At 63.4% G+C, this 25,151-nt stretch carries 23 protein-coding genes and 2 pseudogenes; 7 read left to right on the forward strand and 18 right to left on the reverse strand.

What is annotated here, in order from left to right:
• Positions 1–139: 139 nt before the first annotated feature.
• The 4 genes from OS035_RS25605 to OS035_RS25620 all read right to left on the reverse strand — a co-directional run bounded on the left by OS035_RS25605 (position 140) and on the right by OS035_RS25620 (position 5,853).
• Complete coding sequence (locus tag OS035_RS25605; protein ID WP_131710999.1) at positions 140–2,125, reverse strand: DEAD/DEAH box helicase; 1,986 nt, start codon at positions 2,123–2,125, stop codon at positions 140–142.
• 98 nt (positions 2,126–2,223) lie between these two features.
• Positions 2,224–4,080, reverse strand: coding sequence for a CHASE2 domain-containing protein (locus OS035_RS25610; protein WP_097628843.1), 1,857 nt, complete (start codon positions 4,078–4,080; stop codon positions 2,224–2,226).
• A gap of 3 nt (positions 4,081–4,083) precedes the next feature.
• Positions 4,084–4,602, reverse strand: coding sequence for a FecR domain-containing protein (locus OS035_RS25615; protein WP_310805506.1), 519 nt, complete (start codon positions 4,600–4,602; stop codon positions 4,084–4,086).
• Positions 4,603–4,707: 105 nt separating this feature from the next.
• Positions 4,708–5,853 carry a citrate synthase gene (locus OS035_RS25620; protein WP_331814212.1) on the reverse strand — a complete coding sequence of 382 codons (1,146 nt, stop codon included), beginning with the start codon at positions 5,851–5,853 and terminating at the stop codon, positions 4,708–4,710.
• An 83-nt stretch (positions 5,854–5,936) separates the two neighbouring features.
• Between OS035_RS25620 and OS035_RS25625 the strand changes: the two genes are divergently transcribed.
• Positions 5,937–7,025 (forward strand): citrate synthase/methylcitrate synthase, encoded by a 1,089-nt coding sequence (locus OS035_RS25625; RefSeq protein ID WP_097628840.1) that lies wholly within the window; start codon positions 5,937–5,939, stop codon positions 7,023–7,025.
• A gap of 40 nt (positions 7,026–7,065) precedes the next feature.
• Here the strand turns inward: OS035_RS25625 and OS035_RS25630 are convergent, their stop codons facing one another.
• The 5 genes from OS035_RS25630 to OS035_RS25650 all read right to left on the reverse strand — a co-directional run bounded on the left by OS035_RS25630 (position 7,066) and on the right by OS035_RS25650 (position 11,862).
• Positions 7,066–7,536, reverse strand: a complete 471-nt coding sequence (locus tag OS035_RS25630; RefSeq protein ID WP_331814224.1) for an SRPBCC family protein — start codon at positions 7,534–7,536, stop codon at positions 7,066–7,068.
• Positions 7,537–7,610: 74 nt separating this feature from the next.
• On the reverse strand, positions 7,611–9,239 hold the full coding sequence (locus OS035_RS25635; RefSeq protein WP_012557733.1) for a CTP synthase: 1,629 nt from the start codon (positions 9,237–9,239) through the stop codon (positions 7,611–7,613).
• 144 nt (positions 9,240–9,383) lie between these two features.
• Positions 9,384–9,926 (reverse strand): preprotein translocase subunit SecG, encoded by a 543-nt coding sequence (gene secG, locus OS035_RS25640; RefSeq protein ID WP_097628839.1) that lies wholly within the window; start codon positions 9,924–9,926, stop codon positions 9,384–9,386.
• Between the two features lie 140 nt (positions 9,927–10,066).
• The gene (gene tpiA / locus OS035_RS25645; RefSeq protein WP_097628838.1) at positions 10,067–10,837 is read right to left on the reverse strand and encodes a triose-phosphate isomerase; all 771 of its coding nucleotides are present in this window, start codon (positions 10,835–10,837) and stop codon (positions 10,067–10,069) included.
• Between the two features lie 125 nt (positions 10,838–10,962).
• On the reverse strand, positions 10,963–11,862 hold the full coding sequence (locus OS035_RS25650; protein WP_331814213.1) for an alpha/beta hydrolase: 900 nt from the start codon (positions 11,860–11,862) through the stop codon (positions 10,963–10,965).
• A 220-nt stretch (positions 11,863–12,082) separates the two neighbouring features.
• Here OS035_RS25650 and parE point away from each other — a divergent pair, with 220 nt between their 5' ends.
• From parE to OS035_RS25665, 3 genes and pseudogenes are all read left to right on the forward strand, one after another.
• Positions 12,083–14,197, forward strand: coding sequence for a DNA topoisomerase IV subunit B (gene parE, locus OS035_RS25655; RefSeq protein ID WP_097628836.1), 2,115 nt, complete (start codon positions 12,083–12,085; stop codon positions 14,195–14,197).
• 168 nt (positions 14,198–14,365) lie between these two features.
• A pseudogene (locus OS035_RS25660) lies at positions 14,366–14,527 on the forward strand (esterase-like activity of phytase family protein); the annotation flags it as partial.
• 115 nt (positions 14,528–14,642) lie between these two features.
• Positions 14,643–15,860 carry an AI-2E family transporter gene (locus OS035_RS25665; protein ID WP_097628834.1) on the forward strand — a complete coding sequence of 406 codons (1,218 nt, stop codon included), beginning with the start codon at positions 14,643–14,645 and terminating at the stop codon, positions 15,858–15,860.
• Between the two features lie 18 nt (positions 15,861–15,878).
• Here the strand turns inward: OS035_RS25665 and OS035_RS25670 are convergent, their stop codons facing one another.
• Entirely contained in the window at positions 15,879–16,337 is a 459-nt protein-coding gene (locus OS035_RS25670; RefSeq protein WP_097628833.1) for a GNAT family N-acetyltransferase, read from the reverse strand.
• Between the two features lie 129 nt (positions 16,338–16,466).
• Between OS035_RS25670 and OS035_RS25675 the strand changes: the two genes are divergently transcribed.
• Complete coding sequence (locus OS035_RS25675) at positions 16,467–16,877, forward strand: hypothetical protein (protein WP_097628832.1); 411 nt, start codon at positions 16,467–16,469, stop codon at positions 16,875–16,877.
• Here the strand turns inward: OS035_RS25675 and OS035_RS25680 are convergent.
• The 3 genes from OS035_RS25680 to OS035_RS25690 all read right to left on the reverse strand — a co-directional run bounded on the left by OS035_RS25680 (position 16,874) and on the right by OS035_RS25690 (position 19,321).
• Positions 16,874–18,019, reverse strand: a complete 1,146-nt coding sequence (locus OS035_RS25680; protein WP_097628831.1) for a DUF2336 domain-containing protein — start codon at positions 18,017–18,019, stop codon at positions 16,874–16,876. The two genes, OS035_RS25675 and OS035_RS25680, sit on opposite strands and share 4 nt — an antisense overlap.
• Positions 18,020–18,125: 106 nt before the next feature.
• On the reverse strand, positions 18,126–18,737 hold the full coding sequence (locus OS035_RS25685; protein WP_097628830.1) for a flavin reductase family protein: 612 nt from the start codon (positions 18,735–18,737) through the stop codon (positions 18,126–18,128).
• Positions 18,737–19,321, reverse strand: a complete 585-nt coding sequence (locus OS035_RS25690; RefSeq protein ID WP_331814214.1) for a nitroreductase family protein — start codon at positions 19,319–19,321, stop codon at positions 18,737–18,739. The genes OS035_RS25685 and OS035_RS25690 overlap by 1 nt, the downstream gene beginning before the upstream one ends.
• A gap of 114 nt (positions 19,322–19,435) precedes the next feature.
• Between OS035_RS25690 and OS035_RS25695 the strand changes: the two genes are divergently transcribed.
• Positions 19,436–20,533, forward strand: coding sequence for a hypothetical protein (locus OS035_RS25695; RefSeq protein ID WP_331814215.1), 1,098 nt, complete (start codon positions 19,436–19,438; stop codon positions 20,531–20,533).
• Between the two features lies 1 nt (position 20,534).
• Here OS035_RS25695 and OS035_RS25700 read toward each other — a convergent pair.
• The 5 genes and pseudogenes from OS035_RS25700 to OS035_RS25720 all read right to left on the reverse strand — a co-directional run.
• Positions 20,535–20,666 (reverse strand): annotated as a pseudogene (locus OS035_RS25700) (glycerol acyltransferase); the annotation flags it as partial.
• A gap of 40 nt (positions 20,667–20,706) precedes the next feature.
• Positions 20,707–22,713, reverse strand: a complete 2,007-nt coding sequence (gene thrS, locus OS035_RS25705; RefSeq protein WP_331814216.1) for a threonine--tRNA ligase — start codon at positions 22,711–22,713, stop codon at positions 20,707–20,709.
• 121 nt (positions 22,714–22,834) lie between these two features.
• Positions 22,835–23,362: a DUF1697 domain-containing protein gene (locus tag OS035_RS25710; RefSeq protein ID WP_097628939.1), complete on the reverse strand. Its 528-nt coding sequence runs from the start codon at positions 23,360–23,362 to the stop codon at positions 22,835–22,837.
• Positions 23,363–23,364: 2 nt separating this feature from the next.
• On the reverse strand, positions 23,365–23,769 hold the full coding sequence (gene yidD, locus OS035_RS25715) for a membrane protein insertion efficiency factor YidD (RefSeq protein ID WP_183853459.1): 405 nt from the start codon (positions 23,767–23,769) through the stop codon (positions 23,365–23,367).
• Between the two features lie 4 nt (positions 23,770–23,773).
• On the reverse strand, positions 23,774–24,220 hold the full coding sequence (locus OS035_RS25720; RefSeq protein ID WP_097628825.1) for an iron-sulfur cluster assembly scaffold protein: 447 nt from the start codon (positions 24,218–24,220) through the stop codon (positions 23,774–23,776).
• A gap of 310 nt (positions 24,221–24,530) precedes the next feature.
• Between OS035_RS25720 and folE the strand changes: the two genes are divergently transcribed.
• Positions 24,531–25,145: a GTP cyclohydrolase I FolE gene (gene folE / locus OS035_RS25725; protein ID WP_003572990.1), complete on the forward strand. Its 615-nt coding sequence runs from the start codon at positions 24,531–24,533 to the stop codon at positions 25,143–25,145.
• Positions 25,146–25,151 lie beyond the last annotated feature (6 nt).

Here is a 25,151-nt window from a genome sequence, read left to right on the forward strand (position 1 = left end):
TGCTCCTGTCCGGCTATAAATCCAACGATTCAATAGTTCTTCATCGCGAGATGCGGCATGCCGCTGTCGAGAAAATCCGCTTGTCGGCCAACCGTCAGACAAAGCCCTCCGCCTGAACCGGCGAAGGGCTGCGGCGCAATCAGCCGGGCTTCTTCTTCGAGAACTTGTTCTTCGGCCCGGCGCCACCCTTGCCCTCGTATTTCGGGCGTTCGGATTTGGCGCCTTCGGATTTGCCGCCTTCAAATTTCGGCTTGTCGTATTTCGGCTTGTCGAATTTCGGGCCATCGAAGCCGGGCTTGCCGGGCTTCTTGCTCCAGGGTTTGCTATCCTGTCTTTGCTGGCCGCTATTGTCGGCTGCGGCATACCCGCCACCCGGACCCTTGCCGAACTTGTTCTTCGGGCGTTCGTCGCGGACCGTGTCGCCCGGCCGCTCGTCACGCGACGACTTGCCGGCGTAGGGCTTCGGCGACGGGGCGCGGCTGAAATCCGGCGTGCCGGAGAGCTTGGTCACGCGGATGCCGCGTTCGAGCGCCTTGTTCGGGCCGATCGCCGCCAGGAAGCTTTCGGCGCTCGCTGCCGCGATCTCCACGAAGGTTTCCTCGGGCTGCATCTTGATCGCGCCGATTTCGCGCTTCGTGACATTGCCGTTGCGGCAGAGCATCGGGATCAGCCAGCGCGGCTCGGCATTCTGCTTGCGGCCGACCGAAACGGAGAACCAGACGCTGGCGCCGAAATCCTCGCGCGGTCCCTTCTGCGCCGGCTCGTAAGGCTCCGCATTGTCGCGACGCTTGCGGCTGCCCCCGTCCTGCACGGTGACCTCGATCAGGTCCTCCGGCGCCGAATGGTTAGTGCGGTAGAGACGCAGGAAGGCGGCGGCGAGCTTTTCGGCGCCGTGGCTGGAAAGCAGCTGCTGCACCAGCCCCTGTTCTTCCTCCTGCGGCGCTTCGCTGAAGATCGGATCGGCAAGCAGCCGTTCGTCGTCGCGCTCATTTACCTCTTCGGCCGACGGCGGCCGCGCCCAGGCGGCCGAAATGCCGGCATTCTCAAGCAGGCGCTCAGCCTTGCGCCGTGCATTCAGCGGCACGATCATGGCGCTGATGCCCTTGCGGCCGGCCCGGCCGGTGCGGCCGCTGCGGTGCAGCAGCGTGTCCGGATTGGTCGGCAGGTCGGCATGGATGACGAGATCGAGACCCGGCAGATCGATACCGCGAGCAGCGACGTCGGTCGCGATGCAGACGCGGGCGCGCCCGTCACGCATCGCCTGCAGCGCATGGGTGCGTTCATTCTGCGTCAGCTCGCCGGAAAGCGCTACGACGGAGAAATTGCGGTTGTTGAAGCGCGCGGTCAGATGATTGACGGCAGCGCGCGTCGAGCAGAAGACGATGGCGTTGGTCGCCTCGTAATAACGCAGCACGTTGATGATCGCATTCTCGCGGTCGCTCGGCGCCACCATCAGCGCGCGATATTCGATATCGACATGCTGTTTTGCCTCAGCCGCGGTGCTGATCCGCACGGCGTTGCGCTGATAGCTTTTGGCAAGCTTGGCGATCGCCGCCGGCACCGTTGCCGAAAACATCAGCGTCCGGCGCTCGTCCGGCGCCGAATCGAGAATGAATTCCAGATCTTCGCGGAAGCCGAGATCGAGCATCTCGTCGGCCTCGTCGAGCACGGCGGCCTTCAGTTCCGACATGTCGAGCGCCCTGCGGCGGATATGGTCGCAAAGACGGCCGGGCGTGCCGACGACGATATGGGCGCCGCGTTCGAGCGAGCGGCGCTCGCTGCGGATGTCCATGCCGCCGACACAGCTGGCGATCACCGCGCCGGTCATCTCATAGAGCCATTCGAGCTCCCGCTTCACCTGCAGGGCGAGTTCGCGCGTCGGGGCGATGACAAGCGCAAGCGGCGCGCCGGCATTGCCGAAGCGTTCCCCGCCCTCAAGCAGCGTCGGCGCCAGCGCCAGGCCGAAGGCGACGGTCTTGCCCGAACCGGTCTGGGCCGAGACCAGCGCGTCGGAGGCGGCGAGGTTGGGATCGAGCATCGCCTTCTGCACCGGGGTGAGTTCGGCGTAACCGCGCTTCTGCAACGCCTTGGCGATCGCCGGAACGACGCCGTTGAATTCTGTCATGAGTTCGATCTTTCGGAGCTGTCAGGCGCGAACTGCGCCATGGCCGGAGCCAGCCGGCGGGGTATTTGCGCCGTTCCTAGCCGCTCCGGCGGCGATTGTCAAAGCGTGCGGCTGCGCCACAGCCAGGTGTCGATATGGCTTGCCCGGCCGCGCAGCGCCGTTTCCAACGGACCCTCCATCCGGCCGACCTGCAGCAGCGCGCTGTCGTGGCCTGCCGCACGGACGATTTCGGCGCTCAGCGCCAGCTCGACGCCATGGAGGGCTGCCACCTCCATCAGCCGGCTGCCGACATTGATGGTGTCGCCCGCTGCCGTGATCTGCTGCCGATCGCCGGTGCCGAGCCGCGAAGCGACGATCGGCCCGCAATGGGCGCCGACCTTGAAGCCGATCTTCTTCTCGGCAAAGCCCGCATGCGCTTGAAGCCAGGCCCGGGTGCGCTCGCACAGGCTGACGGCGCAGGCAGCGGCGCGGGCGGCATCGTCATCGGCAGGCTCCGGCAGGCCGAACAGGATCATCGCCCCGTCGCCCATGAAGCTGGTGATGGCGCCGCCGTGAGCGCGTGCCTCCTCGTCGATCAGTTCGAAGAAGCCGCTGAGCACCTCGCTGACCTTGACCGGCCCAAGCTTTTCGCTGAGGCCGGTGAAACCCGAGAGATCGATGAAGATGACGGCCGCGTTCTGGCGCACCGGCTGGGCAAGGAAATTCGGATCCCGCGCCAGCCACTCGCCAAGGCCCGGCGCTTCGATGCGCTGCAGCCGCGCGCTCTGCTCGGCGAAATGGCGGGCGCGGCCGCGGTCGAGCCAGAGCTCGGCGGCACCGAAAATCAGCGCCGGCGGCAGCGCCGCGGCCATCGGCAGCGCCGCACTCAGCCAGTAGCCATGCGCAAAAGCCGACAGATTGAGCAGCGCCCAGACGATCAGCGTCAGCACGATGATGATATAGCCAGCCGCACTCCGCCGCCAGGCGATCAACGAGACGAACACCAGCGGCAATCCGACGGCCGTGGCGGCATCGATCAGCCTCATCCTGTGATCGCGCACCATGCCGTCGCCGGTGACGAGATGGGTGATCGCCGTCGACATCACCTCGACGCCGGGCATGACCGGATCGAACGGCGTCGGGAAAACGTCACCGCCGCCAGCGACCGTCGAGCCGATGACGACGATCCGTCCTGCGACCGCATCCGCCGAAAGCTTGCCGTCAAGCGCATCGGCGGCGCTGAAGGTGGCGATGCTGCCGCGCCCACCATAGAAGGTCACCGGCAGGCGCTGGCCGATATCGGTGGGAATGCGCAACGCGCCGAGCATGATGGCATCACGTTCGATGGTCGGATCGACGCCGAGCGCCACCGACGCGGCGCGCAGCGGAAAGGCCGGATCCAATCGGTCTGCGCCGCGCGAAATCAGCGGAATGAAGCGCGGCGTGCCGGTTTGGTCGGTTGCCACATTGACGATGCCAACGGCGGCTGCTTCGGCGAAGCGGGCAAGCGGCAGCAGCAGCTGGTTTGCCTCGGGGATAGCGGCAAGCGGATCGTTAGCACCATCGGTAACCTCTTGGCTGCTCCTGGCAAAGGTGGCCGCGGCCGCAATCACGCTTGGGACCTCTGCAAGGGCCGCCGTCAGCGCCGCATCGCCCTCCTCTGGCCCCGGATCGACGAGCAGAATGTCGAGCGCCAGCGCCTTCGGCTTCAAGGCGGTGATCGCGCTGACGAGGCGCGCAAGCGTTGCCCGGTCAAGCGGATAACCATAGGCGGCGGCGGTGCGGTCGTCGATCGCAACGATCGAGACGACGGGAGGCGGTGGCGTCGCCCCGATGACGACGCTGCGGATATCGGCAAGCGATGCCTCCATCCGATCGAGCAGGCCGCTTCCGCCGTTCAGATTGGCATAGCCGAGCGCGGCCCCCCAAAAACCGGCGAGCAACAGCGCGATCACCGTTTGCAGGCGATGGTTCATGGATTATTGGCCGAGGCGGGCAAGAAGGGCGGCGGCGCGTGGCGCCGGCCAGCGACGCACGATGAGGGGGTCCGTTCCGCTGCTGACGTCGACGCCCTCGCCCGGCGACAGCACCACCGGATCGCCGGCCGGCCGGCGGACGGCGACGCTGCCTCTGACGACAAGCACCGAAGTCTTGCCACTGGCGACGTCGACAGCCCATTGGGTACCGCGCACGGCAGCGATCGCCTGCGGCGTCACTACCTGGAAACCGCCGACATGCTGACTGCTGTCGACATCGACGAGGATCGCCTTGCGCCGCAGCGATGCCGAATCGGGGCTGCCATCACGGTTGCGGTCGGCAAGGCGGAAGGAAGCACCCGCCTCCGCCGTGATCTTTACCCCGCCGGGACAAGTGAACACCTGGCGGGCGCTGGCGTCGCGCGCGATCGTGCAGCCGGCAGACTGCGCCAAGGCCGTTCCATGCGGAAAAAGGCCGACGGCAAGTGCGGCGGCAAGCAGGCTGCGAAAGGTCGTATGCATGGAAAGCCCCCATGACCGTGCGGACAATATTTTCGAAAGCGCCCGCCAACCGTCTTCTTCCATGTCGGCATGATAGCCGAATTCGGATATTTCTCTAACCAATTCTTAAGGGTTGATGGTGGTTTCGGGCGACGGCCCGGCATAACGGGCCCGCGGCCGGATCAATTCGCCGCTGTCGATCTGCTCCATCGCATGCGCCAGCCAGCCGGTGGAACGGGCAAGCGAGAACATGATGATCGGCGCCTCCCGCGGCAGATCGAAGGCAGCGGCCATCGCGGCAAGCACGAAATCGACGTTGACCTTCTCACCGACCATGTCCTCGCCAGTTTCCCGGATTTCGGCAAACGGCTGCGGCAGGAGAAAGTGCGAAAGCAGCGCCTGAGCCCTGATATCGCCATCCGGATAGAGCGGATGGCCAAAGGCCGACAGGCGATAGCCCTGGGCAAGCGTGCGGCGAACCGCCTGCTCCGCTCCAACAGCTGAAGCCGCCTCGATCAGGGCGTTGACGCCCTGCCAGGCGGCGCCATGCAGAGGTCCGGTCAGCGTCGCAAGGCCGGAAAGCACGGCGGCCGAGAGGGCAGCGCCCGCAGATGCCGTTACCCGTGCCGCGAAGGTCGAGGCGTTGAGTTCGTGATCGGCAAGCAGCACCAGCGCCCGGCGCAGGCAATCGGCGGCATTCGGCCGCTGCCAGCTTTCCGCAAGCCGAAGATGCAGCGGCCTATCCGAAGACCCTGGCGCCAGCGCATCGGCGACCGTGCAGAGCACTCCGCTTGCGTCTCGTCGCAGGGCTGCCTGCGAGCGGCCGAGCGACGGCAGATCCGATGTCACTCGCCCTGCCAGCGCTAGGAATGCAGCCTGAAGCGACGGAGCCGCATGTCCAGCCGCAGTGCGGGAAGCAAGTGCTTCCGCACCGTTCCAGAGCAGTGCCGCCGTCTGTTCGAGCGTCGCCGTCTCGGCGAAATCGGCGGCATCCCGCCCGCGATAGAAAAGCCGTCCGCCGATGATGGTGGAGATCGCCGAGGAGAGCACCGGGTCGCCCCAGCGGATCGTCTCGGCGGCAACCGTTTCGGCTTTACGCCGGCCGGCATGGCGTTCGGCGAGCCGCTGCACGTCGGCAGCCTGGTAGAGGCTGCGTCGTGGGTCGGCGGGATCGGGCTTGGCGCGGATGCGCCCGCGGCTGACATTGGCGTAGAGCGTCTGCGGCTTGGTCTTCAGCGCCTGCAGCGCCTCCTCGGCGGTCAGCCACGGCATTGGAGCCTCATGTTGATCAATAGCGTCAAGATTGACGTCAATGAAACTAGGCCGGATCATCCTGGCGGTAAAGGAGAAACAACATGAAAAATGGCTTGGAAGACGTCATTGCCGCCGAAACGCAGCTCTCGGATGTCGATGGCGAAGCGGGACGGCTGATCATCCGCGGCGTCTCGCTGGACCATCTCGTTGCAGACTGCAGCTATGAGGGTGTCGCCGCATTGCTGCTCGACGGGCTGATGGAGCGAAGCTTCGATCAAGCGCAATTGCGCGAGTGGTTGGCGAATGCGCGAACACGGGTTTTCGACCACGTCGAGGCCGCCGATGCCACCCTGCTGACGCTGCCGCCGGTTGATGCGATGCGGGCGCTGATCGCCCGGCTGCCCGACGGCGAGGATCTCGATACCGCGCTGAGCCTCTTGGCGGCGCCGGCGGTCTTCCTGCCGGCGGTTCTGCGCCTCCAGCGCGGTGAAAGACCGATCGCGCCCGACGCCTCACTGCCGCAAGCGACCGATATCCTGCGCATGCTGACCGGACAATTGCCGCGCAAGGAGCAGACGGCCGCACTCGACGCCTACCTCGTGACCATTTCGGATCACGGCCTCAACGCCTCGACCTTCGCATCGCGCGTCATTGCCTCGACGCAGGCCGGCCTCACCTCTTCAGTCCTAGCCGCGCTGAGCGCCCTGAAAGGGCCGTTGCATGGCGGTGCGCCCGGCCCGGTGCTCGACATGCTGGATTCCGTGGGAATTGCAGAGAATGCCGGCCAATGGCTCGGCGAAGCGCTCGATCGCGGTGAAAGACTTATGGGTTTCGGCCACCGCATCTACCGCGTCCGTGATCCGCGCGCCGATGCGCTGAAGGGCGCACTGAAGCCGCTGATATCAACCGGGCAGGTCGACCCCGCCCGCGGCGCGCTGGCGGAAGCGGTGGAAGCCGCCGCCTTGGCAATCCTGAAGGCGCGTAAGCCGAACCGACCGCTCGACGTCAATGTCGAGTTCTACACTGCGCTGCTGCTCGAAGCGCTCGGCTTCCCGCGTGACGCCTTCACTGGCGTCTTTGCGATCGGCCGCACGGTCGGGTGGTTGGCGCATGCCCGCGAACAGGCGCTCGACGGCCGGCTGATTCGCCCGCGCTCGGTCTATATCGGGCCGCTGCCGGCCGCAGCCTGACGATCAAACTCGGCGGCGGGGCATGCCCGGCCGCCACGCATCAACCGCCAACGAAAGCGGAGAGGTTGCCGAGCGTCAAACGGCAGCCTTCCTCATTGTCTTCAAGGCGAATGCCCGCCGGTATGTCGTCGCAGACCATCGTCACATCGGTGCCGCCATTCACAGGCGACAATGTTGTGCTGACCGTCATCTCGCCGGCAAAGCTGTCGTCGTCGGACTCGAAGGCCGTCGCCCAGACGATCCGTTCGTCGGGCACGAGCCGTGCGAAACGGCCCTCGAACCTGTCGGTCTTGTCGGATGTCTTGCCTGGCTGCGACGTCTCGTTATCGGGATAGACGAGTGACATGCTAAAGGCGCCGCCCTCCCTGCCCTCGAAGGCATGGACGATCCCCCGCATCGAGCCGGGCGGAAGCCAGGTGGCAACCGCGTCGGCATCCAGAAAGGCACGGTAGATACGCTCAGGCGGCGCGGCGATGAAGCGTGAAACGGTCGTGCTGCGTCGGGTGGCCATGCCGGCGATATAGAGCACCATAAGCACTTGCCCAGATCGCGCTTGAAATCGCGCGATCTGGATACCCATCATGGCTAGACGAGGCGGCTCTGTTCCGTCGCCGCTTCGATGAAGCTGGCAAACAGCGGATGCGGGTCGAGCGGCCGGCTCTTCAGTTCCGGGTGGTACTGCACGCCGATGAACCACGGGTGATCGGGATATTCGATCGTCTCCGGCAGCACGCCATCCGGCGACATGCCGGAGAAGACGAGGCCGCAGCTCTCGAGCCGGTCCTTATAGTCGACATTGACCTCGTAGCGGTGGCGATGACGCTCGGAAATGTCGGTCGAGCCGTAGATATCCGAGATCTTCGTGCCCTTCTTCAGCGCCGCCTTGTAGGCGCCGAGGCGCATCGTGCCGCCGAGATCGCCGGCTGCCGTGCGCTTCTGCAGTTCGTTGCCCTTGACCCATTCGGTCATCAGGCCGACCACCGGCTCCTTGGTCGGGCCGAATTCGGTCGAGGAGGCGCCGGACACGTCGGCGAGATTGCGCGCCGCCTCGATGACCGCCATCTGCATGCCGAAGCAGATGCCGAAATACGGCACCTTGCGCTCGCGGGCGAAGCGGGCTGCGTGGATCTTGCCTTCCGAACCGCGTTCGCCGAAGCCGCCGGGCACGAGGATGCCGTGGACCTTTTCGAGATAGGGCGCCGGATCTTCCTTTTCGAAGACCTCGGACTCGATCCATTCGAGCTTGACCTTGACACGATTGGCGATGCCGCCGTGATGCAGCGCCTCGATCAGCGATTTATAAGCGTCCTTGAGGCCGGTATATTTGCCGACGATCGCGATCGTCACCTCTCCCTCCGGCGTGCGGATGCGGTTGCAGACTTCTTCCCAGGGGTCGAGACGCGGCTTCGGCGCCGGCTCGATGCCGAAGGCTGCCAGCACTTCGTCATCAAGGCCTTCCTTGTGGTAGGCAATCGGCACGTCGTAGATATTGGCGACGTCGAGCGCCTGGATGACGGCCGACGGGCGCACGTTGCAGAATAGCGAAAGCTTGCGCCGCTCGGCTTCCGGAATTTCGCGGTCGGCGCGCACCAGCAGGATATCGGGATGAATGCCGAGCGCCTGCAATTCCTTGACCGAATGCTGGGTCGGCTTGGTCTTGAGTTCGCCGGCGGCCGGAATATAGGGCATGAGCGTCAGGTGGACGTAGACGGCGGTGCCGCGCGGCAGGTCGTTGCCGAGCTGGCGGATCGCCTCCATGAACGGCATCGCCTCGATATCGCCGACCGTGCCGCCGATCTCGCAGATGACGAAGTCGTAGTCGTCATTGCCCTCGATGACGAAATCCTTGATTTCGTTGGTGACGTGCGGAATGACCTGCACCGTCGCGCCGAGATAGTCGCCGCGCCGTTCCTTGTCGATGATGTTCTTGTAGATGCGGCCGGTGGTGATGTTGTCGGTCTTGGTCGCCGAACGCCCCGTGAAGCGTTCGTAATGGCCGAGATCGAGATCGGTTTCCGCGCCGTCGTCGGTGACGAAGACCTCGCCGTGCTGGGTCGGGCTCATCGTGCCCGGGTCCACGTTCAGATAGGGGTCGAGCTTGCGAAGCCGCACCCGATATCCACGGGCCTGCAGCAACGCTCCGAGAGCCGCGGCCGCAATTCCTTTTCCGAGAGAGGAAACCACGCCGCCAGTGATGAATACGTATCGCGCCATGGGATTCACCGGATACCTTTTCAAAAACGATTCCACCAGCCCCAAAAACTCTTTTCCGGAATTTTCGGAGCGTGGCGAAGGAATCTGAACAAAAGAAAACCGGCAGACCCAAGGGCCTGCCGGCGGTTTATGTCGAAGACCGGTTTACTGTCCCGTCGGGACGCCGGCGGGCTGAGCCGGTGCCGGCGCGGCCGGAGTAGCGGGCGCTGCCGGGGCAGTCGTTGCCGGAGCCGTCGCTGAAGGTTCGCTGGCAGCCGGAGCCGCCGGAGCGGTCATTGCCGGAGCGCCAGTTGCTGGAGGTTGAGCGGCGGGAGCCTGCGGTGCAGGCGCTGCCGCGCCGCTGCTCGGAACGCCGTTGCCGGCCGGCTGGCTTGCCGGAGGCTGCGCGCCGCCGCCGAGCGAATCGAGAATGCCGTTGCCCTGGCCGCCCGTTGCCGGAATGCGGTCGAGAATATCGCTCGGGCGGCCTTGGTAACGCGTCAGAATGCCGAGGCCGAGCGAGGTGATGAAGAACAGGGTCGCAAGGATCGCGGTGGTGCGCGTCAGCGCATTGGCCGTGCCGCGTGCCGACATGAAGCCGGAACCGCCGCCGATGCCGAGGCCGCCGCCTTCCGAGCGCTGGATGAGCACGACGCCGACGAGGGCGAGCACGATCATGAGATGAATGACAATCAATACGGTCTGCATGGGTCCAGTCCTGCCCGCCTGGAGACGGACAAAGTTAAGAATTCTGGCGGCTCTTTACATGAGGCTTTCATCTATTCCAAGCCCTTGGGCCCGGAATAAGCCTCGGGACAAACGAATAACCCGGGAATAAAAAGAATGCCTCAGGCGAGCAGCGCCTCATAGGCCCGGTAGATGGCGAGGAAGTCGGCCGCTTTCAAGCTCGCCCCGCCGATCAGCGCGCCGTCGACATTGGCGATGCCCATCAGTTCCCCGGCATTGGCCGGCTTGACCGAGCCGCCATAGAGAAGACGCATCTTGCGGCCTTCCCCGCCGAAGCGGGCCGCGAGTTCGGCCCGCATGAAGGCGTGTGCCTTTTCGACATCGCCCGCCGTCGGCGTCACACCGGTACCGATAGCCCAGATCGGCTCATAGGCAATGACGGTGTTCTCAGCGGTGGCGCCGTCCGGAACCGAGGCGGAAAGCTGACGTTTGATGACGTCGAGCGCCTGGCCTGTGCGGCGCTCATCGGCCGTCTCGCCGATGCAGATGATCGCCGTCAGCCCGGCGGCAAAGGCAGCCTCCGCCTTGGCGCGGACCAGATGATCCGTCTCGGCATGGTCGGTGCGCCGCTCGGAGTGGCCGACAATGACATAAGTGCCGAAACAATCGGCAATCATCTCGGCCGAGATGTCGCCGGTATGCGCGCCCGACGGGTTCTGATGGCAGTCCTGAGCGCCGATCGCAAGCGGGCTGTCGGTGCAGAGCGCCGTCGCCACATAAAGCAGCGTCGCCGGCGGGCAGATCAGCGCTTCGACCTTGTCGGCAAGCGGCGCGGAAACGCCCTCGGCGATCGCCTTGATCTGATCCAGGGAGGCACGCATGCCATTCATTTTCCAGTTTCCCGCCACGAGCGGGCGCACGTCAGGTGTCATGCCAGCCTTCCAAATTCTGCGTATGCCTTGGGCCATATCAAAAGCGCGCGGCAAAGAAAAGCATCATGCCCTTGACGTAAGGGGAATCTCGGCGATCCCGCCTATATTTCTGCGAAATTCAACCGCTAACCAGCAAGAAACCAGTTCAAGACCCGGCGCCAGTCGATCATCCGGATCGGCGTCCCGTGATTGCCGGTCTGAAACAGCGTGAAGTGCGTCGGATATTTGGCCTTGTGCAGGCTTTCGAACAGCGCCTGCTGGGTGCTGGCGGCATAGACCGGGTCGCGGCTGCCATGGGCGAACCAGAGCGGCAGCTTCACCTTGTAGAAGCCGCTCCTGGTGAAATCGGGATCGGTGACGCCGCTCATGACAAGCATGCCCTTCAGCCGCTGGACGCTGCCCTCGTCGCGCGCAATGCCCCAGCACACCTGGCTGCCCATCGAGGCGCAGGACAGGATGATCGGCCGGCCCGGCGATTGGGCGCTGGCATAGCGGATGAGGCCGGCGATCGCCGCAACGCCGTTGCTGTCGAAACTCCGGACGGTCGGTGAATAATAAACGCCGCCATTCCCGGCGACGAGGTTCTTCAGCCGGTTGAAATTGCCGCCGAAGCTGTAGTCGTTGGCGCCGAGCCGGCGATCGCCGTCGCGGCCATGGATGAAAATCACCGTGAAGGCGGCATTCTGTGCCTGTCCCACCCTGGTGACATCGAGCCTGACGCCGTCCAGAGACAGCGTCTCGTCGACCTGGGCCTTGCGGATGCCGAGCGCCACATATTTTTGCTGCACCCGTTTTTGCGGGATCTGGTCGCGGTCGTTGATATCGCGCATCTCGTCATAGTCGATGACCTCGAAGGCGCCGTCATCGCCCGTCTGCAAGATGGCCTGCTTCGAAAACAGATCGTCCTTGAACGGCGGCAGCACATCGCCCGCCCGCGCCGGGCCGACAGCGAAAAGGACAGCCGCGGATAGAAAAAACGCCGCAATTGCAGTGATGATGGTGTAATGACTTGTGGACATTCGCATTCGGATGGTTCCTGAAGCCTGCCGCCGCTTGCCATTCGGCGCCCAGCAACGCAAATCATGTGTGAAAAGCCCGCCAAAACTGGCAGTGTCGCGTATAGAGGTGCTTTCTGGCAAAATCTGCCTGATTCGCAAACGTGACATGAAATGCGGTGATTTTGGGTCGGCGGAGGATGCAAGCCCCAAGCCAGACCCAAGACAGGATGAAGATCTGAACGGCTCCATGGACGATAGCAACGACCTCTTTTCCGGAATGCCCCTCTCTGAAAAACGCGAGGAGGCGCAGAAGCCTGCGGCTGCGGCCGAACGGCCGCCGGTGGCGGCTGCGCCGGCTGCTGCCCCACCTGCTGCTGGAGTCCCCTCTGCTGCGGGAGCCTCTGCGCGCCCGGCACCCACTGCGTCGAACTCGGACGAGTACGGCGCCTCGTCGATCCGCGTCCTCGAAGGCCTCGAGCCGGTGCGCATGCGCCCGGGCATGTATATCGGCGGCACCGACGAAAAGGCGTTGCATCACCTCTTTGCCGAAGTCATCGACAACGCGATGGACGAGGCAGTTGCCGGACACGCCAATTTCATCGAGGTCTATCTTGACCTCGAAGGTTATCTCACCGTCTCCGACAACGGCCGCGGCATCCCGGTCGAGAACCATCCCCAGGTGCCGGGCAAGTCGACGCTCGAAGTCATCATGACCAAGCTGCATGCCGGCGGCAAATTCGACGGCAAGGCCTACGAGACCTCGGGCGGTCTGCACGGCGTCGGTGTTTCGGTGGTCAACGCGCTGTCCGACGACCTCGAAGTGGAAGTGGCACGCAACCGCAAGCTCTACCGCCAGCGCTTCTCCCGCGGCCTGCCACAGGGCGGGCTTCAAGAATTGGGCGACGTCCACAATCGCCGTGGCACCCGCGTGCGCTTCCATCCCGACCCCCAGATCTTCGGGGATCACATGAAGTTCGATGCCGCCCGAGTGTTCCGGATGGCGCGCTCGAAGGCCTATCTGTTCGGCGGCGTCGAAATCCGCTGGAGCTGCGAGCAGGGCGTCTTGCCCGAAGGCTCCGAGGTCCCTGACAAGGCGGTCTTCCACTTCCCCGGCGGCCTGAAGGACTATCTCCAGGCGACGATGGGTAAGGAATTCACCGTCACCCGCGAGATCTTCGCCGGCAAGACCGAGAAAACCAGCGGTCATGGCTCGATGGAATGGGCGATCACCTGGTATGGCGGCGATCCGCAGGTGCATTCCTATTGCAACACCATCCCGACCCCCGAAGGCGGCACGCATGAGGCCGGCCTGCGCATCGCGCTGACCAAGGGCCTGAAGGCCTATGCCGAGCTGACGCAGAACAAGCGCGCCGCGCAGATCACCACCGATGACGTGATGATCTCGGCCGTCGGCATGCTGTCGGTCTTCATCCGCGAACCGGAATTCGTCGGCCAGACCAAGGACAAGCTCGCGACCGTCGAGGCCCAGCGCATCGTCGAGAATGCGTTGCGCGATCCCTTCGACCATTATCTTGCCGACAACCCGAACGAGTCGGCCAAGCTGCTCGACTGGGTGATCGAGCGCGCCGAGGAGCGGCTGCGCCGCCGCAAGGAAAAGGAAGTCAACCGCAAGACGGCGGTGCGCAAGTTGCGCCTGCCCGGCAAGCTCGCCGACTGCTCGCAGAACACCGCCGAAGGCGCCGAACTCTTCATCGTCGAGGGTGATTCGGCAGGCGGTTCGGCCAAGCAGGCGCGCAACCGCGCCAACCAGGCAATTCTGCCGCTGCGCGGCAAGATTCTCAACGTTGCCAGCGCCGGCCGCGAAAAACTCGGAGCCAACCAGCAGCTTGCCGATCTCATCCAGGCGCTCGGCTGCGGCACCCGGTCGAAATACCGCGACGAAGATCTGCGCTACGAGCGCATCATCGTCATGACCGATGCCGACGTCGACGGCGCCCACATCGCCTCGCTGCTCATCACCTTCTTCTATCAGGAGATGCCGGAACTGGTGCGCGGCGGCCACCTCTTCCTCGCCGTGCCGCCACTCTACAAGATCACCCAAGGGTCGAAATCCGCCTATGCCCGCGACGACAATCATCGCGCCGAGCTGATGCAGACGGAGTTCAAGGGCAAGGCCAAGGTCGAGATCAGTCGCTTCAAAGGTCTCGGCGAAATGATGCCCGCCCAGCTCAAGGAAACCACAATGGATCCGTCCAAACGCACCCTGCTCAAGGTGCTGATCGACGAGGTGGATTTCGAGGGCACTCGCAGCGCTGTCGACGATCTGATGGGCACCAAGCCGGAAGCCCGCTTCCGCTTCATCCAGGAACGCGCGGCCTTCGCCGAGAACCTCGATATTTAAAGCATCTGCGGCCCGCGCCGAACTGGAGTAGAGATACCGTTCGGCGCGGCCGCCATTTTAGCATCTGCGATTTCACGGAACTGACGAAGAACCGTAACAACTCCGTAAAACAACCGGCGCATGAAGCGGTCGGCGTGCGGCCTCCCCTTGGGAAGAGCGGCAGCGCCGGTTCGAGCAATCGGCCTCGTCCCCGACAATATCGAGGCCACGTCGCTCGGCAAGGCCAAGGATGGAACCGACGTCTTCATTCTCGGCTCCGACAATAATTTCTCGGCCGCCCAGAAGACGCAGTTCTACGCTTGCAAGATTTTGCGCCGTCCGCAACAGTAAGATATCGGCTCTGACGGCCGAATAGCGACGCTTTGTATACGCTTTCATGGTGCGGACCTTGAAACCGCCGGGTTCATAGCCCATAACCAGAAGACAAGAATAAGAAGAGGCGCGCGTGGGTGTGTTCGACCGTCAGAAAAGCAATCATGAACCACGATGGCTCGGATCATCGGCGCCGACACGCACACCGCTGATTCCTTCCATTTCGGCGGCGCGCTGGCTGTTGGTTCTGATCGTCGCGGCCGGCGTTTACTTCTTCTACGGTTTCCTCGTGCCGGTGCTGGCAGCCCTGGTCATCGGTTTCGCCAGCTGGCCGCTCTACCGCAAGCTTCTTGCCCGCGTCGGCGGCAATACGACGGTCGCCGCGACGATCGCAATCATCATGATCGTCACTTTCCTGGTCATCCCGATCGGGCTTGCGGTCACCTATACGACGGGTGAAGTGCGTACCTGGGTTGCCTGGGCAATCCATGCCAACCGCTCCGGCGCCCCGACACCGGCCTGGATCGTCGCCCTGCCTTGGGCCGGCGCCTATCTCGATGAAGTCTGGACCAAATATATCGGCAGCCCCGGCGCCTTGGGCGAAGTGATACAGGCCGTCAGCGGCGCCAATATCGGCAATATCTACCGTGCCGTGCTTGCGGCCGGCGGCGGTGCATTCCACCTCCTGCTGACACTTCTCTTCATGCTGATCGCGCTGTTCTTCGTCTATCGCGACGGTTTTTCCTTCTCCAAGCAGATCGACATGCTCGGCGAGCGCATCCTGCCGAACCGCTGGGAGCGCATTTCCCGCGTCGTGCCGGCGACGATCAGTTCCACCGTCATGGGCATGACGCTGATTGCGATCGGCGAAGGCATCGTGCTTGGCGTGGCTTACTGGATCGCCGGCGTGCCGTCGCCCGTCACGCTCGGCGTGTTGACGGGCGTGATGGCGCTGATACCGGGCGGTGCGCCGCTTTCCTTCACGCTGGTCTCAATCTATCTCCTGGCAAGCGGCTCGCATGTCGCCGGCATCGGTCTTTTCGTCTGGGGAACGGTCGAGCTCTTCATCGTCGACAAGACGTTGCGGCCGAAGCTCGTCGGCGGTCCGATCAAGCTGCCCTTCCTGCCGACCTTCTTCGGCCTCGTCGGCGGCGTCAAGACGATGGGCTTCCTCGGCCTCTTCATCGGCCCGGTACTGATGGCGCTGATCGTCGCCATCTGGCGCGAATGGATCCACGAGGCCCGCAATGCCGATAAGGGCGAAACGGGACCGCAGATCCTTATCGACGAACAGGCGCCGCCGCCGTCGCCCGGAACGCCGAAAACGCTTCCCCGTATCGCTGAAGGCTGAACCGACCTTCGTAAACCGTCATCCCAGCCGCTTTTCCATAAACAGGCTGAGCGGATCCGACAGATAAGCGCCGAAGGCTTCGATGTCCTGGTAACCGTATTTGCGGTAGAGCGCGATCGCCTCGGGCTGGTAGATGCCGGTTTCGAGCCGGATCGCCGTCAGCCGCTTTTCGCTGGCGATCGTTTCAAGCGCATTCATCAGGCCGCTGGCGATCTTGAGCCCCCTCGCCTCGGGATCGACGAACATCCGCTTGATCTCCGCCGTGCCGTCGCCGGCCTCGACCAGCGCGCAGCAGCCGACGATCGCATCGCCGTTGCGCGCGACCAGGAAGCTTACCGAAGGCTTCTCGAGCAAGGAGAGGTCGACCAGATGGTTGCTCTCGGCGGGATAGAGCGACCCTGCATAGGCATCGGAAAGATCGAGAAGCCGGACGACGCCGTCCTGACGCGGCGGCTCCAGGGCGATGGTGACGGACATGCTCCCTCTTTCTGCTGGCGCAGCGCACAATTTTTCCCGACATGACCAAGAGTTAATGCCCCTGCCTTCATTCGGTTGGAATTGCGCCCTCTAAGACGATGACATGCTCAATAGCCAAGGAGGCAAAATATGCAAGCGGTGCTGATCGCGATGACCATTCTCGGTTGCGACGATTCCATCAGCCAGTGCAGCTATGTCGCGACGGTCGACAAACGCTGGGAGACGGTTGCCGCCTGCGATGCCGAAGCCGAACGTCGCCTGAAAACCTATGCCAATGTCAGCTATCCCTCGGTTATTGCAGTCTGCGAGGCGCCGAAAGCCATTGCTGCCACCGAACCGCCAAAGCCGGCGCCCGTGCCGCCGGCCGTTCCCGAAACGGCCGAACAGCACCCGCAGGGGCTGCGTGGCTTTGCCGACGACATTGCAGGAAAGGTCCGCGACCATCTGCCCACCGGCCGGAGCGTCAAGGACACGCTCGCCAAACCGGTGCATTTCGTCTCTGCCAGCTACTCCTGGGTCGTGACACGGCTGGCCGACTAAGCCGCCGCAAGCGCCGCATAGACACGAGCCGATTGCCGCTGTTCGGCGACCCCAAGCTTTTCCACCATGTCGAGCAGCTCGCCGACCGCGCCATGTGCGCCGTCATGATGGCGGAATTTTTCCAGAAGTCGGCCGCAGACAGTGCCGAGCACGCTGCCCGGCGCTCTTCTGGCGGCCTCACGCCACAGGAGCGTCGCCTCGACGAAGATTACGCTAATATCCCTGGGCAGGCCGGCGGATTCGTAGAGCGCACGCACCGCATGCATGCGCCCGGTTGCCAGGATCGAGCGCACCCGGCGCTCGCCGCAACCCGTCAGATCGACGATCGCGCCCGCGAAAAAATCGACCTTGCCGGCGCAGAGCGTATGCATGAGGAAGGACGGCGTCAGCTGGCCGTTGAGGCGCAGATGTTCGACGAGGTCGGGGATTTCGCGCGGCGCAATGTCGCCGGCGATCGAAACAATGGCAGCCTCGGTCGCCTCGCGGCTGATGCGCTGCAGCCGCTGCAGACCGATCGCCGCCTGGGCGAGCGGCAGGCCGACCAGTGCATTGCTGACATGCTGAGTGAGCAACTGGCGGGTATCGGCGGGAAGATCGCTGCGGTCGAGAAGCAGGTTGCGGATGTCGCAGCCGTCGCCGAGTCGCTCGGCGATACGTTTCAGGGATTGGCCGGAGATCACCGCGCCGTCGTTTTCGAGCAGGCAGAGCAGCTCTTCCTCGTCGCCGACTTCCGCAAGCGCTGCGGAAACCGGGCGCGTCACATGCGCCCTCGCCGCGATCAGCATGCGGGTGGCGCCGTTGCCGCGCGCGGCAAGATCGACGAGATCGGCATCGCTCAAAAGCGGCGAACAGGTCACCGCATGGCAGGCGACTTCGGGCTGGTCTTCGGCAAGCGAAAGAATCAGGCTGCGCGGCGCATCGGGCGACCAGGCTATCGCCTCGGCTAGTGCCAGCCGGACGCGCGGCGACGGATCGTCGAGCAGAAAGGTCATCGCCATCTCGGCTGCCGACCGCTCGTCTCCCGTCATCTCCGACTGCAGATAGGCCCGCCCGAGCGCGTTTGCGGCCCGGGCCCGGTCACCGGTTTTGGCCGTTTCGATCCACCGAAGGAAAGCTTCTATGATCACGCGACGCCCCAGCACTTGAACGCGATTCCCTTGCGTTTCATTCAATGCTGCGACCGTAGCGGCAAAAGGTTTAAGATTGGTTCACCATATTTCTTAAGCCTTTGTATGCCTTGCGACCGATCTAAACCTTCGGCAGATGCGGCCGGAACATCTCGAAAACATCGCTGCCTTCGCTGTAATCCATGTAACCCATGCGGGCCACAGGCCGGGCGATCGACATGTCGAGGCGGCCATTTCTGACGATCGTCTCGTCGATGCGGATACCGACCACCTCGCCGAAGACAAGGACGTTTTCCGACGGCGCGCCGGACAGCGTCTTCGGCTCCATGATCTCGGTGACCCTGCATTCGAGCACCGCGAAAGCCTCGCCGACATAGGGCGCGTCGATGAGTTCGGCCTGCTTCGCCGTCAGGCCGGCAAAGTCGAATTCGCTCTCGCCATAGGGCAGCGCCGCCGAGGAGAGGTTCATCTTCTCGGCGAGATCGCGACCGACGAAATTGCAGGTGAAGACGCCGGTCTCGGCCGCGTTGCGCTGGCTGTCCTTGCGTCCGGCGGATGAAAACATCACCAGCTTCGGCCGGTCGGCGACGGCATTGAAGAAGGAATAGGGGGCAAGGTTGATCGAACCGTCCCTGCCCTTGCTGCCGATCCAGCCGATCGGGCGCGGCGACACGATCGCCTTGAATGGATCATGCGCCAGTCCGTGCCGGTTGTCGTCGGTGGTGTAAAACATCATTCCTCACCGCCGACCCAGGTCACGGTATCGGCAAGCTCCGGCCGCGGCCGCTCGATCGCCGGAAATGTCGTCGAGCCGATATGGATGAACCCCGCCACCTTTTCATCAGGCCCGACGCCGAGCAGCGGATAGGCGCGCTCGTCATAGGCGAACCACTCCGTCAGCCAGTTGGCGACATAACCGCTGGCATTGGCGGCGAGGATGACGTTGAGGCAGAGCGCGCCGGCCGACATCAGCTGCTCCCATTCGGGAATCTTGATATGCGGCCCCGCCTTGCTAACGACGGCGACCACCACCGGCGCGCGGGTGAGACGCGCGCGTTCCACCTGGATCATCTCTTCGGAAAGCTCAGGTTTCGTCTCGAGCGCCAAGGCCAGAAGTTCCTCACCGAGGCGAGCGCGCTCGCCTCCGCGATAAACGATGAAGCGCCAGGGCGCGATCTTGCCGTGATCGGGAACACGCGAGGCAAGACGCAGAATTTCCTCGATTTCGGCCTTTTCGGGGCCTGGTTCGCACATCTGGAAAGCGGGGATGGAGCGGCGTACGGCGAGGTAATCAATCAGCTTGATATCGGATTTCATGCGGGAGAAACTCTCATTTTTATGCTGCTGCAAAAGGCTGGGTCTTGAATTTGCCATCGCGTTGGTCTTGAAGTGGCCTTTGCGATTTCAGAAGTCAATCGGTTCACGAAACAGATGTTTGGCATTTCGCCTTTTGCACGCATCGGCCTTGCCATTGCCCTGACGATCCTGACGCCTCCAGGCGCCGGCGCTCAGGATGCCTTCAAGGAATTCAAACAGCTTGAATCGACGCCGAAGATGCCGAAGCTCGATGCCTTTATCGCGCCCGGCACGGCGCCTGAAGGGGTCAAACTGCGCGATGTGCCGATGGAAGCCAAGCTGACGGCGGACGGCACACCGGTCGAAGAAGGCCTCTCCTGGTATGTCTTCAGCCCGATCGCCGGAACCGACGGCAAACTGCCGCTGATCGCCAGCGCCAAGGGTGGACCCGCCGCCTTCCAGCTCGCGCCCGGCGATTATTTCGTCAACGTCTCCTTCGGCCGCGCCGGCGTCACCAAGAAACTGACAGTGCCCGCCGACGGCGAGGTCGACAAGCAGGTAATGGTGCTCGATGCCGGCGGCCTGCTGCTCAATGCCGTTTCCGGTACCGACGCTCGCATCCGCCCCGATCAGCTGAGTTTTTCGATCTATTCCTCGGAAGTGCGCGAGGACGGCGAGCGTGGCCTCGTCGTCGCCGATGTCTCGCCGAACACCGTCGTCCGCCTCAATGCCGGCACCTATCATATCGTTTCCGAATATGGCAGCGTCAACGCCGTCATCCGCGCCGACATCCAGGTCGAGGCCGGCAAGCTGACCGAAGCAACGATCCAGCATCGGGCCGCGCAGGTCACCTTCAAACTGGTCTCCGATGCCGGCGGCGAGGCGATCGCCGATACTGCATGGTCGATCCTGACGGCGGCCGGCGACAGCGTCGGCGAAAGCGTCAGCGCCTTCCCGACCATGGTCCTCGCCGAAGGCGGATATTCCGCCGTCGCCCGCAACAAGGACAAGATCTACCAGCGCGATTTCACCGTCGTCGCCGGCAGGAACACCGATGTCGAGGTTCTGATGAAGGACCAGCAGCCGCAGCCGCCGGTGAACGACGCGGCCCGCACGGTACAGCAAGTGCCTGTGGGAACACCGCCGCCGCCAGGCGTCCAGCCGGCTCCGGTGGCGCCGCTCCCTTCCTATGAACAGCTCGCGCCGCAGAGCGGCGACACCAGTCTCGATTGATTTACCGCGAGCGGTTTCGCCTTAGCCGGGAGCTTTGGGGCGCGCGCTTCGGCGGTGCCATCGAGAAGACGGCCTCATAGAGGCGGGCCAGCAGACCCTTGCGGTCGCCGCCGCTGTTCAGCGCTTCCCAGGTCCTCCGACAGCGCTGGTGGCGCTGTCGGATGGAGGCGTTTTCAGGCCGCCCTGGCTTTTTTTGCTTCGGCCTTGCGACGGACGTCTGGCGGCGTTGCTTCCAAGGCAAGGCTTTCGACGGCGGCGCCGAGCCCCATCGAAAGCTGGTCCTGGCTGCCGAGACGGCGGATATTGACCGTGCGCTCCTCGGCTTCCTTCCTGCCGCAGACGATGATGACGGGCACCTTGGTGACCGAGTGTTCGCGGACCTTGTAGTTGATCTTCTCGTTGCGGAAATCGGTCTCGACGTTGAGACCGGCCTCGCGCAACGCCTCGGCCACTTCAAGCCCGTAAGCGTCGGCTTCCGAAGTGATTGTCGCGACCACCACCTGCAGTGGCGACACCCAGAGCGGCAGATGGCCGGCGAAGTTTTCGATCAGGATACCGAGGAAGCGTTCCATCGAGCCGCAGATGGCGCGATGGATCATCACCGGCTGCGTCTTTTCGGAGTTGCTGTCGATATAGAAGGCGCCGAAACGTTCCGGCAGATTGAAATCGACCTGCGTCGTTCCGCACTGCCATTCGCGGCCGATCGCATCCTTCAGTGTATATTCGAACTTCGGCCCGTAGAAGGCACCCTCGCCCGGCAGGATGCCAGTCTTGATGCGGCCCTCGGACTGAGCCTCGATCGTATTCAGCACGTCGGTCATGACGGCTTCCGCCCGATCCCAGAGGGCGTCGGAACCGACGCGCTTTTCCGGCCGGGTGGAAAGCTTGACGACGATTTCCTTAAAGCCGAAGTCCTCATAGACAGACAGGATGAGATCGTTGATCTTCAGGCATTCGGCAGCCATCTGCTCGTCCGTGCAGAAAATGTGCGCGTCGTCCTGCGTGAAGCCGCGCACGCGCATCAGCCCGTGCAACGCGCCCGAAGGCTCGTAGCGATGCACCAGCCCGAATTCGGCGAGGCGGATCGGCAGTTCGCGATAGGACTTCAGCCCATGTTTGAAGATCTGCACGTGGCCGGGGCAATTCATCGGCTTCAGTGCAAAGACGCGATTATCCGCTTCCTTGTCTTCCGGATGCGTCATCGCATGCGCCGATTTCACGGCGAACATGTTTTCCTGATACCAGCCCCAGTGACCCGAAGTTTCCCAAAGCGCGGTATCGAGCACCTGCGGCGCGTTGACTTCTTCGTAATCGACCGCGAGCCGGCGACGCATGTAGGAGACGAGCGACTGGAAGATTCGCCAACCCTTGCCATGCCAGAAGACGACGCCCGGGCCTTCTTCCTGGAAGTGAAACAGGTCCATCTCGCGGCCGAGCTTGCGGTGGTCACGCTTTTCGGCTTCCGCCAGCATGTGCAGATAGTTGTCGAGATCGGCCTGGTCGGCCCATGCCGTCCCGTAGATGCGTGACAACATGGCGTTGTTGCTGTCGCCGCGCCAATAGGCGCCGGCAACCTTCATCAGCTTGAAGGCCGTGCCGACCTGGCCGGTGGAGGCCATGTGCGGACCGCGGCAAAGATCGAACCAATCGCCCTGATTGTAGATCTTCAGATCCTGCCCTTCAGGGATCGCGTCGACGAGCTCTACCTTGTAGTTTTCGCCCTTGGCCGCAAAGACGTCCTTGGCCTTTTCGCGCGACCAGATCTGCTTGGTGAAGGGCGCGTTGCGGGCAATGATCTCCTTCATCTTCTTTTCGATCTTCGGCAGATCGTCGGGCGTGAAGGGTTCGTTCTTGGCGAAGTCGTAATAGAAGCCGTTTTCGATGACCGGGCCGATCGTCACCTGCGTGCCGGGCCAGAGCTCCTGCACCGCTTCGGCCATGACGTGCGCGGCATCATGCCGGATAAGCTCCAGCGCACGGCCGTCCTTGCGGGTGATGATCTCGATCTTGCCGTCGGTGACGGTATCGGAAAGGTCTTGCACGGTGCCGTCGAGCGCAATGGCGACCGCGCTCTTGGCGAGCGACTTGGAAATGGATTCGGCGACATCCCTGCCGGTCGCGCCAGCCGGGAAGCTGCGCACGGAACCATCGGGAAATGTCAGGGAAATGTTTTCAGACATCGAAATTCTCCTTGTCCAGTCCCGCCAACGAATGCGGGTGGTTGAAACGGAGCGCCTCCGCTCTTTGGAAGCGCTGCCGCCTGATACTCAGATTTGCCTTGGGAGTAAAGAAGCAGCAGGCCTACATGATCATTTGGGCGAGGCCGCAAACCGTGTTCCAGTTGCGCATCGTGCCGATGCCTATCCGCTTGGTCGTCAGCGCCGAAAGCAGCTTGGACTGGCTCGGCTTGCCGGCGAAATCGATCCAGAGATCGCCGCCGACGACGGCAATGCGCTGTCCCTCCGTCATCAGCGCTCTCAGCGCCTCCACCTTCTCCGGATCGACCGGCAGGCGCATCACCCGGACGATGACCTGGTCGCCGTTGCCGTCCCTGAAGGGATTGGTGCCGCAAAGCGCCATCCAGGTGCAGTCGCTGCGCACGATGATATCGACATGTTTGCCGAATTTCTCTTCGAACCCCTCTTCCAGCGCGACCTCGAGTTCGTGCGGCCTGACATCGTCGGCCTCGAAGACGAGATTACCCGTGGAAACCAGCGTGCGCGGTTCGCGATAGCCAAGATCTTTGGCGAGCGCGCGCAGATCTTCCATGATGACGCGCCGGTCGGGCGTCAGGACAATGCTGTGCAGGAGGGCAATGAAGGTGCTCATGCTCATCCTCTCTTGCGCCCGAGGGAGAAATAGCGCCACGGCGTCCACCAGCGGAAGTCGTCGCCGAGTATCTCCGGCACCTGGTCGAGGCCGCTGGTGCCGCCTGGGCCGCAGCGGCCGACGCGAAACAGCGTCATCCAGCCGCCGGCCCACAATCCGTGGCGGGCGATCGACTCGTAGCCATATTCGGAGCAGGTCGGGATATGGCGGCAGGAATTGCCGACAAAGCCGGAAAGCGTCAACTGGTAAAGGCGGATGAACCCCATGCCGAGCAGGCGGTCGGGAGTCTTGCGGAACGGACCGGTATAATTGCGCGAAGCGCGTGCGATCTTTTCACGCGGCTTCTCGGGTCCGGCGGCACCACGGTCCTCCTCATCGCTGGCCTGCAGGGCGCAGAACTCGCACATCCAGTTACGCCTCGACAACCTCAGCCCGTTTCGCCTCGATCTGGCCGATCGCATCGACGACGGCATCGAAGGTCAGCATCGTCGAGGCATGGCGGGCCTTGTAGTCCCGCACCGGCAGCAGATAGCGCATGTCTTCGAACCGTCCATCGGGCCCTGCTCCATCCGCCTTCAACATGGCGAGCATATCCTGCCGAGCCTGGCGCAATTCACCCGATGTGGCGCCGACGACATGCCGCGCCATGATCGAGGACGAGGCCTGGCCAAGCGCGCAGGCCTTCACGTCATGGGCAAAACCGGTGACGGTGTCGCCATCCATCTTCAGCCAGATCCGCACCTTCGAGCCGCAAAGCTTCGAATAGGCCTGGGCGCTCGCATCGGCATCCGCCAAGGTGCCGGTCAACGGAATATTGCCGGCGAATTCGAGGATCTTGCTGTTGTAGATATCGTCCATGTTGGATTTCCGCTCCAAAATCGCTGCGGATCGGCCTCAATAAGGGCGGTTATTGTTGTTGAAACAAAAAACACACCGTGTCATCTGAGGATACTTACATACGATGGCCGTCTTCCTATATGTATGTCGTTCGAAGGCCATTAAAATGCAATGGCCTCGTGTAAGTTTGATTGGGAAACCGTGCCGGAGGGGTGTTGAATTCGCCTCGAAAGCCCCGGAGCCTGCCAAAGGTGCATGAATTCCCGCATGGGATTGACCAGTGGCGATTCCGACAGATCGGTCCGCGGTGCGGACCAGGAGACCATTGTTCATGGACGCCATCGTAAAGAACTTTCCGCAGACGAACCGCGACTCTGATCGCCCCTCCCAGCAGGAGGCGGAGGAAGCCGTTCGTGTCCTGCTGCGCTGGGCCGGTGAGAACCCGACGCGCGAAGGCCTGATCGAAACGCCGGCGCGTGTCGTCAAATCCTACCGCGAGCTTTTTTCCGGCTACGACATGGCGCCGGAAGACGTGCTCGGCCGCACCTTCGAAGAAGTCGCCGGCTACGACGATATGGTCCTCGTCAAGGACATTCCTTTCTTCTCGCATTGCGAACACCACATGGTGCCGATCATCGGCAAGGCTCACGTCGCCTACATGCCGGACGGTCGTGTGCTCGGCCTGTCGAAGATTGCCCGTGTCGTCGAGATCTATGGCCGCCGTCTGCAGACCCAGGAAACAATGACGGCGCAGATTGCCCGGGCGATCGACGATACGCTTAACCCGCGCGGTGTCGCGGTGATGATCGAGGCCGAACATATGTGCATGGCGATGCGCGGCGTTCAGAAGCAGGGCTCGACCACGTTGACGACCACCTTTACCGGAACGTTCAAGACCGAGCCGGCCGATCAGGCCCGTTTCATGACCATGGTGCGGAGCCGCTGAGACCGG

It is taken from the genome of Rhizobium sp. 268 (assembly GCF_036571585.1).
Classification (GTDB): domain Bacteria; phylum Pseudomonadota; class Alphaproteobacteria; order Rhizobiales; family Rhizobiaceae; genus Rhizobium; species Rhizobium redzepovicii.

Coding starts and splice junctions, on each gene's coding strand:
- OS035_RS25635 (WP_012557733.1), bottom strand. CDS start 9,239: ATGGCGCGATACGTATTCATCACTGGCGGCGTGGTTTCCTCTCTCGGA.
- thrS (WP_331814216.1), bottom strand. CDS start 22,713: ATGTCTGAAAACATTTCCCTGACATTTCCCGATGGTTCCGTGCGCAGC.
- OS035_RS25685 (WP_097628830.1), bottom strand. CDS start 18,737: ATGTTTTACACCACCGACGACAACCGGCACGGACTGGCGCATGATCCA.
- secG (WP_097628839.1), bottom strand. CDS start 9,926: ATGCAGACCGTATTGATTGTCATTCATCTCATGATCGTGCTCGCCCTC.
- OS035_RS25605 (WP_131710999.1), bottom strand. CDS start 2,125: ATGACAGAATTCAACGGCGTCGTTCCGGCGATCGCCAAGGCGTTGCAG.
- OS035_RS25710 (WP_097628939.1), bottom strand. CDS start 23,362: ATGAGCACCTTCATTGCCCTCCTGCACAGCATTGTCCTGACGCCCGAC.
- OS035_RS25625 (WP_097628840.1), top strand. CDS start 5,937: ATGAAAAATGGCTTGGAAGACGTCATTGCCGCCGAAACGCAGCTCTCG.
- yidD (WP_183853459.1), bottom strand. CDS start 23,769: ATGTGCGAGTTCTGCGCCCTGCAGGCCAGCGATGAGGAGGACCGTGGT.
- OS035_RS25630 (WP_331814224.1), bottom strand. CDS start 7,536: ATGGCCACCCGACGCAGCACGACCGTTTCACGCTTCATCGCCGCGCCG.
- OS035_RS25675 (WP_097628832.1), top strand. CDS start 16,467: ATGCAAGCGGTGCTGATCGCGATGACCATTCTCGGTTGCGACGATTCC.
- OS035_RS25610 (WP_097628843.1), bottom strand. CDS start 4,080: ATGAACCATCGCCTGCAAACGGTGATCGCGCTGTTGCTCGCCGGTTTT.
- folE (WP_003572990.1), top strand. CDS start 24,531: ATGGACGCCATCGTAAAGAACTTTCCGCAGACGAACCGCGACTCTGAT.
- OS035_RS25620 (WP_331814212.1), bottom strand. CDS start 5,853: ATGCCGTGGCTGACCGCCGAGGAGGCGCTGCAGGCGCTGAAGACCAAG.
- OS035_RS25615 (WP_310805506.1), bottom strand. CDS start 4,602: ATGCATACGACCTTTCGCAGCCTGCTTGCCGCCGCACTTGCCGTCGGC.
- parE (WP_097628836.1), top strand. CDS start 12,083: ATGGACGATAGCAACGACCTCTTTTCCGGAATGCCCCTCTCTGAAAAA.
- OS035_RS25720 (WP_097628825.1), bottom strand. CDS start 24,220: ATGGACGATATCTACAACAGCAAGATCCTCGAATTCGCCGGCAATATT.
- OS035_RS25690 (WP_331814214.1), bottom strand. CDS start 19,321: ATGAAATCCGATATCAAGCTGATTGATTACCTCGCCGTACGCCGCTCC.
- OS035_RS25670 (WP_097628833.1), bottom strand. CDS start 16,337: ATGTCCGTCACCATCGCCCTGGAGCCGCCGCGTCAGGACGGCGTCGTC.
- tpiA (WP_097628838.1), bottom strand. CDS start 10,837: ATGACACCTGACGTGCGCCCGCTCGTGGCGGGAAACTGGAAAATGAAT.
- OS035_RS25695 (WP_331814215.1), top strand. CDS start 19,436: ATGTTTGGCATTTCGCCTTTTGCACGCATCGGCCTTGCCATTGCCCTG.
- OS035_RS25650 (WP_331814213.1), bottom strand. CDS start 11,862: ATGCGAATGTCCACAAGTCATTACACCATCATCACTGCAATTGCGGCG.